The organism is Enterobacter wuhouensis, assembly GCF_004331265.1.
In the GTDB taxonomy this organism is placed as follows: Bacteria; Pseudomonadota; Gammaproteobacteria; order Enterobacterales; family Enterobacteriaceae; genus Enterobacter; species Enterobacter wuhouensis.
Map to the genome: position 1 here is coordinate 66,927 of NZ_SJOO01000013.1, position 16,842 is coordinate 83,768.

Annotated in this window: 15 protein-coding genes; 5 read left to right on the forward strand and 10 right to left on the reverse strand. The window is 57.1% G+C overall.

What is annotated here, in order from left to right:
* Positions 1-61: 61 nt before the first annotated feature.
* Positions 62-1,570: a glycerol kinase GlpK gene (gene glpK, locus E0L20_RS20890; RefSeq protein ID WP_131635625.1), complete on the reverse strand. Its 1,509-nt coding sequence runs from the start codon at positions 1,568-1,570 to the stop codon at positions 62-64.
* Between the two features lie 21 nt (positions 1,571-1,591).
* Positions 1,592-2,437 (reverse strand): MIP/aquaporin family protein, encoded by an 846-nt coding sequence (locus E0L20_RS20895; protein WP_131635626.1) that lies wholly within the window; start codon positions 2,435-2,437, stop codon positions 1,592-1,594.
* A gap of 399 nt (positions 2,438-2,836) precedes the next feature.
* On the opposite strand from E0L20_RS20895, the gene zapB reads away from it, so the two are divergent.
* Positions 2,837-3,076, forward strand: coding sequence for a septal ring assembly protein ZapB (zapB, locus tag E0L20_RS20900; protein ID WP_131635627.1), 240 nt, complete (start codon positions 2,837-2,839; stop codon positions 3,074-3,076).
* Between the two features lie 86 nt (positions 3,077-3,162).
* On the opposite strand, the gene rraA is transcribed toward zapB, so the two are convergent.
* From rraA to priA, 7 genes are all read right to left on the reverse strand, one after another.
* Entirely contained in the window at positions 3,163-3,648 is a 486-nt protein-coding gene (gene rraA, locus E0L20_RS20905; protein WP_042718157.1) for a ribonuclease E activity regulator RraA, read from the reverse strand.
* 92 nt (positions 3,649-3,740) lie between these two features.
* Complete coding sequence (menA, locus tag E0L20_RS20910; RefSeq protein ID WP_131635628.1) at positions 3,741-4,667, reverse strand: 1,4-dihydroxy-2-naphthoate polyprenyltransferase; 927 nt, start codon at positions 4,665-4,667, stop codon at positions 3,741-3,743.
* A 62-nt stretch (positions 4,668-4,729) separates the two neighbouring features.
* Positions 4,730-6,064 (reverse strand): ATP-dependent protease ATPase subunit HslU, encoded by a 1,335-nt coding sequence (hslU, locus tag E0L20_RS20915; RefSeq protein WP_131635629.1) that lies wholly within the window; start codon positions 6,062-6,064, stop codon positions 4,730-4,732.
* A gap of 9 nt (positions 6,065-6,073) precedes the next feature.
* Positions 6,074-6,604, reverse strand: coding sequence for an ATP-dependent protease subunit HslV (hslV, locus tag E0L20_RS20920; protein WP_008501802.1), 531 nt, complete (start codon positions 6,602-6,604; stop codon positions 6,074-6,076).
* Between the two features lie 94 nt (positions 6,605-6,698).
* On the reverse strand, positions 6,699-7,673 hold the full coding sequence (gene ftsN / locus E0L20_RS20925; RefSeq protein ID WP_131635630.1) for a cell division protein FtsN: 975 nt from the start codon (positions 7,671-7,673) through the stop codon (positions 6,699-6,701).
* Between the two features lie 93 nt (positions 7,674-7,766).
* On the reverse strand, positions 7,767-8,792 hold the full coding sequence (cytR, locus tag E0L20_RS20930) for a DNA-binding transcriptional regulator CytR (RefSeq protein ID WP_131635631.1): 1,026 nt from the start codon (positions 8,790-8,792) through the stop codon (positions 7,767-7,769).
* 119 nt (positions 8,793-8,911) lie between these two features.
* Complete coding sequence (gene priA / locus E0L20_RS20935) at positions 8,912-11,107, reverse strand: primosomal protein N' (RefSeq protein WP_131635632.1); 2,196 nt, start codon at positions 11,105-11,107, stop codon at positions 8,912-8,914.
* Between the two features lie 199 nt (positions 11,108-11,306).
* Between priA and rpmE the strand changes: the two genes are divergently transcribed.
* Together rpmE and E0L20_RS20945 are read left to right on the forward strand one after the other, a co-directional pair.
* Entirely contained in the window at positions 11,307-11,519 is a 213-nt protein-coding gene (gene rpmE / locus E0L20_RS20940; protein WP_003862040.1) for a 50S ribosomal protein L31, read from the forward strand.
* Positions 11,520-11,834: 315 nt separating this feature from the next.
* A complete protein-coding gene (locus E0L20_RS20945; protein ID WP_131635633.1) occupies positions 11,835-12,515 on the forward strand; it encodes an oligogalacturonate-specific porin KdgM family protein in 681 nt (226 codons plus the stop codon).
* Positions 12,516-12,557: 42 nt separating this feature from the next.
* Here E0L20_RS20945 and metJ read toward each other — a convergent pair whose 3' ends face one another.
* Positions 12,558-12,875, reverse strand: a complete 318-nt coding sequence (gene metJ, locus E0L20_RS20950; RefSeq protein ID WP_007369220.1) for a met regulon transcriptional regulator MetJ — start codon at positions 12,873-12,875, stop codon at positions 12,558-12,560.
* A 276-nt stretch (positions 12,876-13,151) separates the two neighbouring features.
* On the opposite strand from metJ, the gene metB reads away from it, so the two are divergent.
* Positions 13,152-14,312: a cystathionine gamma-synthase gene (gene metB, locus E0L20_RS20960; protein ID WP_131635635.1), complete on the forward strand. Its 1,161-nt coding sequence runs from the start codon at positions 13,152-13,154 to the stop codon at positions 14,310-14,312.
* 2 nt (positions 14,313-14,314) lie between these two features.
* A complete protein-coding gene (locus tag E0L20_RS20965; protein WP_131635636.1) occupies positions 14,315-16,747 on the forward strand; it encodes a bifunctional aspartate kinase/homoserine dehydrogenase II in 2,433 nt (810 codons plus the stop codon).
* Positions 16,748-16,842: the final 95 nt, after the last annotated feature.

Here is a 16,842-nt window from a genome sequence, read left to right on the forward strand (position 1 = left end):
AGGGTGTTTTAAGTCCCCTCGCCCCTTTGGGGAGAGGGTTAGGGTGAGGGGTGAGTCTGTCTTACTCTTCGTGCTCTTCCCACGCCAGGGCGCGCTTCACCGCTTTCTTCCAGCCGCTGTAGCGGTAGTTGCGCTCGGTGGTTTCGATGCCCGGGCGGAACTCGCGTTCGATGACCGCTTTTTCCTGCAGCTCGTCCAGGTTCTGCCAGAAGCCGACCGCCAGACCCGCCAGATATGCCGCGCCCAGCGCCGTCACTTCACGCACTTCAGGGCGCTCAACGCGGGTGCCCAGAATGTCGGACTGGAACTGCATCAGGAAGTTGTTGGCTACCGCACCGCCGTCCACGCGCAGGGCGTGCAGACGAATGCCGGAGTCAGCCTGCATCGCTTCCAGCACGTCGCGCGTCTGGTAGGCGATGGATTCCAGGGTGGCGCGAATAATGTGGTTAGAGTTCACACCGCGCGTCAGGCCGAAAATCGCCCCGCGTGCATACGGATCCCAGTACGGTGCGCCCAGCCCAGTGAACGCAGGCACCACGTACACGCCGTTGGTATCTTTCACTTTGGTCGCGAAGTACTCGGAATCGAACGCGTCGCCGATCAGCTTCATCTCGTCGCGCAGCCACTGGATAGACGCACCGGCCATGAACACCGCGCCTTCCAGCGCATAGTTCACTTCGCCGCGCGGGCCGCAGGCGATGGTGGTCAGCAGGCCGTTTTCTGATTTCACCGCTTTCTCGCCGGTGTTCATCAGCATAAAGCAGCCGGTACCGTAGGTGTTCTTCGCCATCCCTTCCTTAACGCACAGCTGGCCGAACAGCGCCGCCTGCTGGTCACCGGCGATACCGGCGATAGGAATACGGGTGCCGCCCTTACCGCCGATGTTGGTCTGGCCGTACACTTCGGAAGACTTACGCACTTCAGGCAGCATCGCGCGCGGGATGTCCAGCGCGTCCAGCATCTTGTCATCCCACTCAAGGGTGTTGATGTTGAACAGCATGGTGCGCGAGGCGTTGGTGTAGTCGGTGACGTGCACGCGTCCCTGGGTCATCTTCCAGATAAGCCAGGTATCGACGGTACCGAACAGCAGCTCGCCGCGTCGTGCACGCTCGCGTGAGCCTTCCACGTGGTCGAGGATCCACTTCACCTTGGTGCCGGAGAAATACGGGTCAATCACCAGGCCGGTGGCGCTGCGGATGTACTCTTCCATCCCGTCGCGCTTCAGCTTTTCGCAGATTTCTGCGGTACGACGGCACTGCCAGACGATGGCGTTGTAAATGGGCTTACCGGTTTCGCGCTCCCAGACTACGGTGGTTTCACGCTGGTTGGTGATACCGATGGCGGCAATTTCGTCGGAACTGATGTCGGCTTTCGCCAGCACTTCGACCAGCGTGGAGCTTTGCGACGCCCAGATCTCCATTGGATCGTGTTCTACCCAGCCTGGACGAGGATAAATTTGTTCGAATTCGCGCTGTGACACGCTGACGATGTTCGCGTCATGATCCATTACGACAGCGCGGGAGCTGGTGGTGCCCTGGTCGAGCGCAACGATATATTTTTTTTCGGTCATGGTATGTGTCCCGTAGTCAGATTACAGCGAAGCTTTTTGCTGTGCAGGAGAGGTCGTTTCTTTCTCTTCTTCCACACAGGTGTCGCACGGTAAGTGGCGACCAATTAATTTGCGATAGCCGAATGCACCCAGCGCCGCCCCTACGATTGGCCCAAACAGCGGGACCAGGAAGTAAGGAATGTCCTTGCCGCCGGTGAAGGCGACGTCGCCCCATCCTGCGAAGAAGGCGAAGGTTTTTGGCCCCAGGTCACGCGCCGGGTTCATCGCGAAGCCGGTCAGTGGACCCATTGATGCGCCGATAACCGCAATCAGCAGGCCAATCAGCAGCGGGGCCAGCGGGCCGCGCGGAATGCCGTTGCCGTCATCGCCCAGCGCCATGATGACGCCCATCAGAATAGCGGTAATCACCATTTCAACTGCGAACGCCTGCACAAAATTGATATGCGGGTTCGGATAGGTTGAGAAGATGCCGGCCAGATCCAGACTTTCGACACTGCCGCGCACCATATGATGCGTCTGTTCGAAGTCGATGAAAAGATTGTAATAAAGCCCGTAAACTAACGCCGCTGCGCAAAAGGCGCCGGCAAACTGAGAAATGATAAAAGGGACCACTTTGCGCCTGTCGAAGCACGCGAACAGCCACAGCGCGATGGTCACCGCCGGGTTAAGATGTGCACCGGAAACTCCGGCAGTCAGGTAGATGGCCATCGCCACGCCCAGACCCCAGATGATACTGATTTCCCACTGACCAAAACTGGCACCCGCCACTTTCAGTGCAGCGACACAGCCCACTCCGAAGAATATCAACAACCCGGTACCAAGGAACTCGGCAATGCACTGGCCTTTTAAGGTTGATGTCTGACTCATAATCGGAATCCTGAAGAGATGAATGTTTATTGTTAGCGCGGTCGCCCGTGACAACCACGATGTCCTGTAGACATAGTGTTAATTTATCGTTAACGAGCAAAAACGAGAAATATCGAAATCAAAATGTGTGGTCTGCGTCAATAAAATGAGCGTTTTCGCGCCATAAGGCGCGTTTTTGCATCAGTCGCGAACTGTGAGCTGAATCATTTCATTAACTAAAGAGTTAACAATTTAGGGGTATATGACGCGAACGCACCAGGACCAGACCTAAAAGTGTTGCAAACCGCGATCTGCGTGGCGTGTCGCTGGACACAGAGCGCCGCGCTCCATACAATCGACGGTATATGTCGTGCGCGTTTACGTTAAAGCGTCGCCTTGCAATTCAGGAGAGGTAGCATCATGTCTTTAGAAGTGTTTGAGAAACTGGAATCGAAAGTACAGCAGGCGATCGACACCATCACCCTGCTGCAGATGGAAATTGAAGAGCTGAAAGAGAAGAACAACTCCCTGGCACAGGAAGTTCAGAACGCTCAGAACGGCCGCGAAGAGCTGGAGCGCGAAAACAACCAGCTGCGCGAACAGCAGAACGGCTGGCAGGATCGCCTGCAGGCGCTGCTGGGACGTATGGAAGAAGTCTAATTCCCAACGGGCCGCGAATCCCGAGGGACAAAAAAACCGCCACATTGCTGATGGCGGTTTTTTTATGGTTCACGTTTACTGGTTTGCTACTCGATATCCAGCGCATCCTCGGAAAGGATGATACCGGTATTGTCAGCGTAAAGATGGTCACCGGAGAAGAAGGTCACGCCGCCGAAATTAACGCGCACGTCGCTCTCGCCGATGCCGTCGCCCGCTGCGCCTACCGGAATGGCCGCGATGGCCTGAATTCCGATATCCAGGTCTTCGAGATCGTCCACCTGGCGAACGGAGCCGTAGACCACGATGCCTTCCCACTCATTCTGGACGGCAATTCCCGCCAGTTCAGCGTCAATCAATGCACGGCGCACGGAACCACCGCCGTCGACCACCAGAACGCGGCCACGGCCGTTCTGTTCGAGCAGATCGTACAGCAACCCGTTATCCTCGAAACATTTCACCGTGATGATTTGTCCGCCAAACGACGACCGTCCACCAAAGTTGGAGAACAGCGGTTCAACGACGTTGACATCTTCCTGGTAGATGTCACAAAGCTCGGAGGTATCGTATTTCATAGGTTTAACGCTCTATTGCTGCGAATGTGTTCAGTATATCGTGCGAAACGCGTTGTTGGCAAAATCATCAATTGTTAATTGATATTTGTCAGTTAACTCAGCGTCTGGCTGAGGACAATCCCAATGACGAACAACAGGTTAGTCAGCAGCGCGCCTTTAACCGTGCGTTCCAGCATTGGCGGCATGGCGGCAGGGCTGAGCTCGCGCATCACGAACCGCGCCTGCTTAATCAGCAGCGGTGCAGCCAGCACAAACAGCCAACCCCACAGGCTGTGCAGGGAAAGCAGGTTAAACAGCGCCAGGCACGCCAGAGAACCCATCAGCAGGCAGGCGTGATAACGACGCGCGTTCACTGGCCCGAGGCGCACGGCCAGCGTGTTCTTGCCGTTCTCACGGTCGCTGTCGATATCGCGCAGGTTGTTGATATTCAGCACGGCTGTCGCCAGCAGGCCGCAGGCGGTGGCGGGCAGGAACAGGGCAGGAACGACGGTATGTGCCTGCAGGTACCAGCTTCCCATCACGCTCAGCCAGCCGAAAAAGACCAGCACGGAAATATCGCCAAGACCAATATAACCGTAAGGACGCGTGCCGACGGTGTAGGTAATGGCCGCGATAATCGCCAGCAAACCCAGCACCAGGAAGCCAATAAAATCGCTGGCGGTTTTAGACGCGACCGTGACCAGCGCCAGGCCGGACAAGCAAATCAGCACCACGGTGATTATCAGCGCGCGCTTCATTTGCGCCTGAGTAATAACGCCTTTCTGCATTCCGCGCAGCGGTCCGATGCGGTCGGGCTTGTCGCTGCCTTTCACCGCATCGCCATAGTCGTTGGCGAGGTTGGAGAGAATTTGCAGCAGGCCCGCAGTAATAAGCGCAAGCCCGGCGACCAGCGGATCGAAATGACCCTGCCACCAGGCGAGGGCGGTGCCGACGATAATCGCAGCGAATGCCAGAGGAAGTGTTTTTGGGCGCAAACTCTCGAGCCACGCCTGAGTACGGCTGATATCAGTCATAGTTATTTAGCCAATAAAAATGGGGGCATTAGCCCCCATCAACAGTGATGAAAATGCAATAACCGCGATTATAGGATAAAACGGCTCAGATCTTCATCTGCCACTAACGCATCCAGGTGTTTACCCACATAATCTGCGTCAATGGTAATGGTTTGACCGTTAAGGTCGCTCGCATCATAAGAGATATCTTCCACCAGTCGCTCCAGCACGGTGTGCAGACGACGCGCACCGATGTTTTCGGTGGTTTCGTTCACCTGCCATGCGGCCTGGGCGATACGTTTGATACCGTCTTCGGTGAACTCGATATTCACGCCTTCGGTCGCCATCAGCGCTTTGTACTGAACGGTAACAGAGGCGTTTGGCTCGGTCAGGATGCGCTCGAAATCTTCAGTGGTCAGCGCCTGCAGCTCAACGCGGATGGGCAGACGACCCTGCAGCTCAGGGATCAGGTCAGACGGGCTGGCAACCTGGAACGCACCTGAAGCGATGAACAGGATGTGGTCCGTTTTCACCATACCGTGCTTGGTAGAGACGGTGCAGCCTTCAACCAGCGGCAGCAGGTCGCGCTGAACGCCTTCGCGGGACACGTCCGGGCCGGAGCTGTTGCCGCCGCGCTTACAGATCTTATCGATTTCGTCGATAAACACGATGCCGTGTTGCTCAACCGCGTCGATCGCATCCTGCTTCAGCTCTTCCGGGTTCACCAGCTTCGCCGCTTCTTCTTCAATCAGGAGCTTCATCGCGTCTTTGATTTTCAGCTTGCGCGCCTTTTGCTTCTGGCCGCCCAGGTTCTGGAACATGGACTGCAGCTGGCTGGTCATCTCTTCCATGCCGGGAGGCGCCATGATTTCTACGCCCATTGGCGAGGCAGCAAGATCAATCTCAATCTCTTTGTCGTCCAGCTCGCCTTCACGCAGCTTCTTACGGAATGCCTGGCGCGCGGCAGAAGGCTCAGCCTGCTGTTCAGACTGGCCCCAGTTGTTTTTCGCCGGTGGGATCAGCACGTCGAGAATACGCTCTTCGGCCATCTCTTCGGCGCGGTAGCGGTTTTTCTCGATAGCCTGAACGCGCACCATCTTGATTGCCGAATCGGTCAGATCGCGGATGATGGAGTCCACTTCTTTACCCACGTAGCCCACTTCGGTGAACTTGGTGGCTTCCACCTTGATGAACGGCGCGTTAGCCAGCTTCGCCAGACGACGGGCGATTTCAGTTTTACCGACGCCGGTCGGGCCGATCATCAGAATGTTTTTCGGCGTCACTTCGTGGCGCAGCTCTTCATCAAGCTGCATACGACGCCAGCGGTTACGCAGGGCGATCGCCACGGAACGCTTGGCGTTGTCCTGGCCGATAATGTGTTTGTTCAGTTCGCTGACAATTTCGCGTGGGGTCATTTCAGACATGGGAGATCCTTACGCTTTGGAGGTCAATTCTTCGATGGTGTGGTTATGGTTGGTATAAATGCAGATATCACCTGCAATATCCAACGCCTTCACCGCGATATCGCGTGCGTTCATGTCGGTGTTTTCCAACAGCGCGCGGGCTGCAGCCTGGGCGTACGGGCCGCCAGAGCCGATGGCAATCAGGTCGTTTTCTGGCTGAATGACGTCACCGTTGCCGGTGATGATCAGCGAGGCGGTTTCGTCGGCCACGGCCAGCAGCGCTTCGAGCTTGCGCAGCATACGGTCGGTACGCCAGTCTTTTGCCAGCTCAACGGCGGCTTTCACCAGATGACCCTGGTGCATTTCCAGTTTGCGTTCAAACAGTTCAAACAGCGTGAAGGCGTCCGCCGTGCCGCCTGCAAAACCGGCGATCACTTTGTCGTTGTAAAGACGACGCACTTTCTTCACGTTGCCCTTCATGACGGTATTGCCCAGCGTGGCCTGGCCATCACCGGCGATTACCACATGGCCGTTACGGCGTACACTTACTATTGTTGTCACGAGCAGACCCCCTGGTTACAAATTCGGGAAACAGAAGCCCTGAGCCAGTGCTCAGGGCTGAATTAAATGATAGATGGGGGGGATTTTGGGGGTTTCAACCCCCGGAGGCGAGTCGAATGCAGTTTGTGTGACCGGCTACTTTCAAACGAGAGATAGTGCCGTCGGCATTCTCTTTGCCTTTGACCGGACCAATCACCACGCGATTCCAGCCGTTATTGGTGGTAATGCGCGAATCAAACCCTTCAAAGGCCAGCTGAGCACGTACCGTTTCGGCCTGTTCTGCACCTTTAAACGAACCGCACTGGACCATCCAGCGGCGCTCGTCTTTCTTCTCAGCCGTTTGCTTCGGCGCTTCGGTCTCTTTGGTGACCGGCGCGGCCTGCTGCGTTTTCGGCTGCTGCGCGGTGGTGTGCGCTGGGGTCTGGAGCAGATCCTGATACGGCTGTGACGTTTGCTTTTGCGGCTGCGATTTTGGCTGCTGAACAGGCTGAGATTGCACCGTGCGCACCTGCTGCTGTGGCTGTGCTTTCGGCTGCTGTACCGGCTGAGTTTGCGTCCACTGCTGCTGTTGCTGCTGCTGAATTTGCGCCTGGCGCTGACGCTGCAGCTGCAGCGTTTGCTGACGCTGCGCCGGCGTTTGTTCGTTCCACGGCACTTCATTCAGCTGCGTAGGCTGCTGACGCATATCGGCCTGCATCTGTGCCAGAAGCTGGCGCTGTTCGTCCGTCAGCTGATCGGCATTTTTCACTTCGCCACCGGCTGAAGGCTCGGTAGGCGCACGCACGCCAGGCTGGCGGCTTTCCAGCTCTTTAATATAGCGCCAGCGTTCTTCAGGCTTCGGCGGCAGGCCATTACCGGCCACCTTATTGCCCTGAAGGGCCTCAGACTCTTCTTTTTTATGGTGCGTAATAAAGTACAGGCCGCCAATAAAGGCCACCAGTACAGCCGCAGCAATAGCGACCATTGCTGGCGAGACGGCAGGCAGGTTGCGTTGCTTGCTTTTTGAACTGCTCTTTTTGCGTCGCGAAGGTGCCGGCTGGCCGCGACGTACATAATCTCGTTGTGCCACTATCGTTTCGCTGTCTTTATTCGTTCGTCAGTCCGCCATGTTACTTAAGCGGCGGGGCTTTGACCAGATAAGGGTGTCCTAAAGGCATTTACTTTAAGTCAATGCCTGGGTAGAGCCGCGAATAATCAGTTCGCAGTCCAGCAGCCGCGAGCCGCTGCTAACTGTTTGACCGTGCAGTTGATCCAGCAGAAGCAGCATGGCTTCACGGCCAATCTGGTAACGCGGTTGGGCAACGGTGGTGAGCGGCGGATCGCAAAATTCTGAAAGCGAAATATTATCGAACCCGATAATCGACAGGTCTTTTGGCACGCGCAAACCCCGGCGTTTAGCATGGGAGAGCGCGCCCAGCGCCATCACGTCGCTATGGCAGAACACGGCCGTCGGCGGTTCAGGCAACGCCAGCAGCTTCTCGAGCGCTTGACCACCCGCTTCAAAGGTAAAGTCACCGCGCGCAATGTAGTGTGGATCGACGATGGCACCGGTGCGGCGCAGCGCCTGAACGTAGCCCTGCAGACGGTAGTGGCAGAGCGGCATCTCTTCCGGCCCGGCGATACAGCCAATGCGTTTATGCCCCAGCTCCTGGAGGTAATTCACGGCATTAAAGGCCGCCGTCAGGTTATCGATATGAACCGTCGGCAGCTCCAGTTCCGGCGCGAACTCGTTGGCCATCACCATCGGCGGCAAATTGCGCTGTTCTTCGATGCTGGCATCAAACGGCAGGCGGGAGCCAAGCAGCAGCATACCGTCAATCTGCTTGGTGATAATGAGGTCGATGAAGGTTTTTTCCTGCTGATTCTGGTGGGCGCAGTCGCCAATCAGCACCAGGTAGCCTTGCTCCGCAGCCGTCACTTCGATGCCGCGGATAATCTCGCTGAAGAAGGGATCGCAGATGTCCGGCACAATCACCAGGATAGTGCGCGACTCGTTGCGCTTCACGTTACGCCCCATCGCCTGCGGGAAATAGCCCACTTCCAGCGCAGCCTGTTCAACCCGGTTGCGGGTTGCCTGAGAGACTTTATCCGGGTTCATTAATGCGCGGGACACGGTTGCTGTAGAGACTTGTGCTTTCTCAGCAACGTCTTTCATGGTCGCCGTGGCAACCTCTTTCCTGGACTTCAACGTCTTCTCCTCGCCTGAACACCGAACTTCTGACGATCCCATTTTTACAGATAGTTAATGGAATCGGTTACAGAATTTTCATAAAAAGTGTGAGGAGCGTTAAATTTTTCGATCCGTATTCAGCCTTCAATCGGATCGACGTCAAGAACCCACTTCACTTTACGCGCTTCTGGCAGGGTATTGATGAGCGCCAGCGTGCCGCTGACGATGTGTTGTAAGCGTATGCGCGAAGGGTGCTGGAGCAAAAGCTGCCAGCGGAAGCGCCCGCCGCGTTTCGGGGCAAGCGCCGGAACCGGGCCCAATATCCACAGCTGATTATCCACCAGCGGGCTGGCCTGCAGGAGATTTCTTAGCTGCTGCAGGAAAAGCGGCGCCTGCTGGTTGTTATGATCTTCCGCGCGGATGATGACGTGGCTTGTCCACGGCGGCAGCTGCATGGTCTGGCGTTCGGCCAGCGCCTGCTCGGCAAAGGCGTCATAGCCTTTATGCAGCAAGGTTTGCAGCAGCGGATGATCCGGATGGTGCGTTTGCAGTACCACTTCGCCCTGCTTGCCCGCGCGTCCGGCACGCCCAGCCACCTGCGTATAAAGCTGTGCGAAGCGCTCGGCTGAGCGGAAATCCGCAGAGAACAGCGCGCCGTCAACGTCCAGCAGGGCGACCAGCGTGACGTCCGGGAAGTGATGCCCTTTGGCCAGCATCTGGGTGCCAATCAGGATGCGTGCGCCACCGCGATGGACTTCCGCCAGCTGCTGTTCCAGCGCGCCTTTACGGCTGGTGGTGTCCCGGTCAATTCGGGAAATCGGCACGTCAGGGAAGAAGGGGCCAAGCGCCTGTTCCAGCTGTTCCGTACCCAGACCGACCGGCACGATATGCGTTGAGCCGCACGACGGGCACTGGCGCGGCACCGGGCGCTGGCTGTCGCAGTGGTGGCAGCGCAAATGCCGCTGGGCCTGATGAAATGTGTAGTAATGATCGCAGCGGGGGCATTCCGCAATCCAGCCGCAGTCGTGGCACAGCAGGGCGGGTGCGAATCCGCGCCGGTTCAGGAACAGAATCACCTGGTTGCCCGCCTGCAGGTGCTGGCGCATACGGGTAATCAATGCCGGCGCAAGCCCGGCCTGCACCTGCTGGCCTTTGAGATCCAGCACGTGCTGAATGGCCGGGCGCGCGTTCCCCGCGCGGCGCGTCAGGCGCAGCATGTGGTATTTACGCTGGCGAACGTTGTGCAGCGTTTCAAGGGCGGGCGTTGCGGAGCCGAGAATGATGGGTATTTGTTCGCTGTGGGCGCGATACACCGCCAGATCGCGGGCGTGATAGCGCCAGCCTTCCTGCTGTTTATAGGAGCTGTCGTGTTCTTCGTCGATCACGATAACGCCAAGATTTTTAAACGGCGTAAACAGCGACGAGCGGGTGCCGATCACAATCGCCGCTTCGCCGTTTTTGGCTTTCAGCCATGCGCTGAGGCGTTCGCTGTCGTTTAGCCCGGAGTGCAGCACCTCAACGGGCGCGTTAAAGCGTTCGCGGAAGCGGGCGATGGTCTGCGGCGTCAGGCCAATTTCCGGCACCATCACCAGCGCCTGTTTGCCCTGAGCGAGCACGTTTTCCAGCACGCTCAGGTAGACTTCAGTTTTACCCGAGCCAGTGACGCCCGCCAGCAGCCAGGCGGAAAAATGGTCCGAGGCGCTGTGAATCGCGCCCACGGCGGTGGCCTGCTCGGTGTTCAGGCGCAGGCGATCGCCGGAGACGGAGAAGTCGTCGCGCCAGTCGTGAAGGGCGGGCGCTTCGCTTGCCAGTTCGCTCAACCCTTTCTTTCTTAATGCCTGTAGCGCGGCTTCGCTCACCTCAAGCTCGTCGACCTGATGCCGCCAGATTTTCCCTTGACGCAGTGCCGCGAGCGCCTGCTGCTGTTTCTGAGAACGCTTCAGGCTGTTGATATCCACGGCCTGGCCCTGCTCGGTGGCAAACCAGTACCACATTGGCGCATGGCTTGCGCTCTTGCCCTGACGCAGCATGATCGGCAGGGCGTGGAACAGGACGTCGCCAATGGGGTGGTGATAATAATCCGCCGCCCACAGCAGCAGTCGGCAGGTGCTGGTGGAGTAAACCGGCTCGCTGTCCAGTACCTCAACAACCGATTTCAACTCATTGAGCGGCAGCTCGCTTTTCTCGCTGACGGAAACCACGATCCCCACGCGCTGCTGTTTGCCAAACGGCACGGTCACGCGGCAGCCCGCTTTGGCGCTCATGCTGTCGGGCAGCAGATAGTCAAAGGTGCGGGGGAGCGGAACGGGCAGGGCAACGTGAGCGACGGGCATCGAATCTTCCTGACTTGAAAGTGGCGCGTTAGTATACACATTAGTGAAAGCGGCGTGCGGATCAGTTTGCATACGCTGGTCAAATTCTGTATGATTCGCCGCCTTTGGTGTATATTACGCCAGAGAAATTACATTCAACATCGCGTGGTGTCTGGCGTTAGGGCTGGAAGAGCGACGCGGCCTTAACTGAGGTTCTCCCATGAAAAAAGATATTCACCCGAAATACGAAATGATTACTGCAAACTGCTCTTGCGGTAACTCTATCCAGATCCGCTCCACCGTGGGTCACGATCTGAACCTGGACGTGTGCGGCAAATGCCACCCGTTCTACACTGGTAAGCAGCGTGATGTTGCAACCGGTGGCCGTGTTGACCGCTTCAACAAGCGTTTCAGCATCCCGGGCGCTAAATAAGCATCCAGAAGAAACCGCCTTCGGGCGGTTTTTTTGTGCCTGTAATATCCCTCCTGAATAAATCCTTATATTATATTTGCTTCTCAAATAATTAATAACGCGCGGCCGCTTTTAATATATTTGTCTGGTGTATTCTTTAACGGATAGTGAACTGCATCTTCATTTTCTTGAGTTCTTTGCCACAATTATTCTTTGTGTGTCAAAAAATAAAAGGTTTCCCTCAATTTGTAAAATTACACTTCGCTCGACATCAATTCTTATTTGCCATTTCAAACATAATGGCTTTCAGGGCGTGTTAACTTCGAGGGAAATGTTATGAAATTGAAGCAACTCTTATTTGTGCTGCCATTAATCTCCTGCGCGGCGCAGGCGGGGTATGTGGATTACCGACACGAGTATTACGACGACGGGCGTAACTACGACCGTGTGTACATGTCGCACCGCTTTGGCACCGGCTTTGGCGTTGCCGTCGAGGCGGTATCGCGTTCCGATAATAAGCAGTCAAACGACGCGCTTAATAATATGGAAAGTAACAGCAACGAATATACCGCCAGCTACCAGTTCACCTGGCAAGGATTTATCTGGCAGCCGGGCGTCGCCGTTGAAATGGGCGACGATATGGCTATCTACAAGCCTTATTTACGCGTGCAGTATAATATTAACGACAGCTGGTGGACGGCGTTCCGCTATCGTACGGAATACACCCGCCGCAATGCGGACGGTAAAGATGACCGTATGGTTTATCGTCCGGAAATGTGGCTGGGATATAATATTGATAACTGGATGTTCGAGCTAAACGGTATTTATAAATTTGCCGACAACGAAGATTTGTACAACAACAAAAAAGAAGATTACGAATATAACTTCCGCGTGGCGTATAACATCGACTCGTGGATACCGTTTGTGGAGGTAGGTAACGTCTCCTCCGGCTATAACACCGCCACCAGCGACGATCGCCAGACGCGCCTGCGCGTTGGCTTAGGCTATAACTTCTGAGAAACCATCCCGCTGAGCACTCTCAGCGGGATCGCACCGCAGTTAGTATTCCCACGTATCCGGGTCGATACCCAGTTCACGCATGATCACCTTCGCCTCTTCCGGGATTTCATCACTGCGCTCTTTGCGCAGATCTTCATCGTTCGGCAACGGTTGACCGGTAAACGCATGCAGGAACGCTTCGCACAGCAGTTCACTGTTGGTCGCATGACGCAGGTTGTTCACCTGACGACGCGTACGTTCATCGGTGAGGATCTTCAACACCTTCAGAGGAATGGAAACCGTAATTTTCTTTACTTGTTCACTCTTCTTACCGTGCTCAGCGTATGGGCTGATATATTCGCCGCTCCATTCAGCCATGAGATACCTTTAATCCTCTCAGTCATTTATCTAAAGGTGCAAAACCTGTAAACGCCCGTTTTGAACCGTAATCTTGCCTAGTTTACCGTAGAGACGATACCGTGGCACGGATATTGCCGCTGCAGCGTGCACTAAAGCATATAATTTTAACGGCTATTTGCGCATTGCTCAATCTATACGCAAAGAAGTTTAGATGTCCAGATGTATTGACGTCCATACTTTCAATGTTTACTCTGGTGCCTGACTTTTCACCTCTTTCGCCAGGAAGCCTTCACCATGACGCGTAAACAGGCCACCATCGCAGTGCGTAGCGGATTGAACGATGACGAACAGTACGGCTGCGTTGTCCCGCCGATTCATCTTTCCAGTACCTACAATTTCACCGGATTTAATGAACCCCGCGCGCATGACTACTCGCGCCGTGGCAACCCAACGCGTGACGTGACCCAGCGCGCGCTGGCGGAGCTGGAAGGTGGCGCTGGCGCGGTATTAACCAATACCGGCATGTCCGCCATCCACCTGGTGACGACGGTGTTCCTGAAGCCTGGCGATCTGCTGGTTGCGCCGCACGACTGTTACGGCGGCAGCTATCGCCTGTTTGATAGCCTGGCGAAGCGCGGCTGCTATCGCGTGCTGTTTGTCGATCAAAACGACGAGCAGGCGCTAAAACAGGCGCTGGCCGAGCAGCCGAAGCTGGTTCTGGTGGAAAGTCCAAGCAACCCTTTACTGCGCGTTGTCGACATTGCGAAAATTTGTCAGCTCGCAAGGGATGCGGGAGCGATAAGTGTAGTGGATAATACGTTCCTCAGTCCGGCCCTTCAGAACCCGTTAGCACTGGGTGCCGATCTTGTATTGCATTCATGCACTAAATATCTGAACGGCCATTCTGACGTGGTGGCAGGCGTGGTGATTGCAAAAGATCCCGACGTTGTCACCGAACTGGCATGGTGGGCCAATAACATTGGCGTCACCGCGAGCGCCTTCGACAGCTACCTGCTGCTGCGCGGCATCCGCACCCTGTCGCCACGCATGGAAGTGGCGCAGCGCAATGCCCAGGCGATCGTCGATTTCCTGAAAACCCAGCCGCTGGTGAAGAAGCTCTATCACCCGTCGTTGCCGGAAAATCAGGGGCACGAGATTGCCGCGCGCCAGCAGAAGGGATTTGGCGCGATGTTAAGTTTTGAACTGGACGGTGACGAGCAAACGCTGCGTCGCTTCCTGAGCGGGCTGTCATTGTTTACGCTGGCGGAATCATTAGGTGGGGTTGAAAGCTTGATCTCCCACGCCGCGACCATGACGCACGCAGGTATGGCACCGGAAGCACGTGCCGCCGCCGGGATTTCCGAGACGCTGCTGCGTATCTCGACCGGTATTGAAGATTCTGAAGATTTAATTGCCGATCTGGAAAATGGCTTCCGGGTCGCAGCCAAGGGGTAATCATGAGTGTGATAGCGCAGGCAGGGGCGAAGGGTCGTCAACTGCACAAGTTTGGTGGTAGTAGTCTTGCTGACGTGAAGTGTTACCTGCGCGTTGCAGGGATCATGACCGAGTATTCACAGCCGGGCGACATGATGGTTGTCTCGGCGGCGGGCAGCACCACTAACCAGTTGATCAGCTGGCTGAAACTGAGCCAGACCGATCGCCTTTCTGCGCATCAGGTGCAACAGTCCTTACGTCGTTACCAGAGCGAGCTGATTGCCGGCCTGCTGCCTGCGGACGTGGCGGACGGGCTGATTAGCGCCTTCACGCACGATCTTGAGCGCCTGGCGGCCCTGCTGGACAGCGGCATTACCGACGCGGTCTATGCCGAAGTGGTGGGCCACGGTGAAGTGTGGTCCGCGCGCCTGATGGCCGCCGTGCTGCAACATCTGGGCGTGGAGGCGGCCTGGCTCGACGCGCGTGATTTTCTGCGCGCCGAACGCGCCGCGCAGCCGCAGGTGGATGAAGGGTTGTCCTACCCGCTGCTGCAACAGCTGCTGGTGCAGCATCCGGGCAAACGCATTGTTGTCACCGGCTTTATCAGCCGCAGCAACGCGGGCGAAACCGTGCTGCTGGGCCGTAACGGCTCGGACTACTCGGCAACGCAAATCGGTGCCCTGGCGGGCGTGTCCCGTGTCACCATCTGGAGCGACGTGGCCGGCGTATACAGCGCGGACCCGCGCAAGGTGAAAGATGCCTGCCTGCTGCCGCTGCTGCGTCTGGACGAAGCCAGCGAGCTGGCGCGCCTGGCGGCACCGGTACTGCACGCCCGTACGCTGCAGCCGGTTTCCGGCAGCGATATCGACCTGCAGCTGCGCTGCAGCTATACCCCGGATCAAGGCTCTACCCGTATCGAACGCGTACTGGCCTCCGGTACGGGCGCGCGTATTGTTACCAGCCATGATGACATTTGTCTGATTGAGTTCCAGGTGCCGTCGGGCCAGGACTTCAGGCTGGCGCATAAAGATATCGACCTGATTCTGAAGCGTGCGCAGGTGCGCCCGCTGGCCGTTGGCGTTCATAACGACCGCCAGCTCTTGCAGTTCTGCTACACCGCCGAAGTGGCGGACAGCGCCCTGAAAATTCTGGATGAAGCGGGCCTGCCGGGCGAGCTTCGCCTGCGTCAGGGTCTGGCCCTGGTGGCGATGGTGGGCGCGGGCGTCACCCGTAACCCGCTGCACTGCCACCGCTTCTGGCAACAGCTGAAAGGCCAGCCGGTGGAGTTCACCTGGCAGTCGGAAGAGGGCATCAGCCTGGTGGCCGTTCTGCGTAAGGGCCCAACCGAAAGCCTGATTCAGGGCCTGCACACCTCCCTGTTCCGCGCCGAAAAACGCATCGGCCTGGTGCTGTTCGGCAAAGGCAATATTGGTTCCCGCTGGCTGGAGCTGTTCGCCCGCGAGCAGGAAACGCTTTCTGCGCGTACGGGATTTGAATTTATTCTGGCAGGCGTGGTGGACAGCCGCCGGAGCCTGCTGAACTACGAAGGGCTGGACGCCAGCCGCGCGCTGGCCTTCTTTAACGATGAAGCGGTCGAGCAGGATGAAGAGTCGCTATTCCTGTGGATGCGCGCGCACCCGTATGACGATCTGGTGGTGCTGGACGTGACCGCCAGCGAACAGCTTGCGGATCAGTATCTGGATTTCGCCAGCCACGGCTTTCACGTCATCAGCGCCAACAAGCTGGCGGGGGCGAGCAGCACCGATAAATACCGCCAGATCCACGACGCGTTTGAAAAGACCGGTCGTCACTGGCTCTACAACGCCACCGTTGGCGCGGGGCTGCCGGTTAACCACACCGTGCGCGACCTGATTGAAAGCGGCGACAGCATTCTGGCGCTGAGCGGCATCTTCTCCGGCACGCTCTCCTGGCTGTTCCTGCAGTTTGACGGCACCGTGCCGTTTACCGACCTGGTGGATCAGGCGTGGCAGCAGGGCTTAACCGAGCCCGATCCGCGCGTTGACCTTGCCGGGAAAGACGTGATGCGCAAGCTGGTGATCCTGGCGCGTGAAGCGGGTTATGACATTGAACCGGGTCAGGTTCGCGTAGAGTCGCTGGTGCCTGCGGGCTGTGAGGAAGGATCTGTGGATCACTTCTTCGAAAACGGCGACGAGCTGAACGAGCAGATGGTACAGCGTCTGGAAGCCGCCAACGAGATGGGCCTGGTGCTGCGCTACGTGGCGCGTTTCGAGGCCAACGGTAAAGCGCGCGTAGGCGTGGAGGCGGTGCGTCCTGAACATCCGCTGGCGGCGCTGCTGCCGTGCGATAACGTCTTCGCTATCGAAAGCCGCTGGTACCGCGATAACCCGCTGGTGATCCGCGGCCCGGGCGCGGGGCGCGATGTGACTGCCGGGGCTATTCAGTCTGATATCAACCGCCTGGCTAAGCTGCTGTAACACCCCTCACCCTAACCCTCTCCCCAAAGGGGAGAGGGGACTGCTCGGTGCGGTCTTTTCCCCCTCGCCCCTTTGGGGAGAGGGCCGGGGTGAGG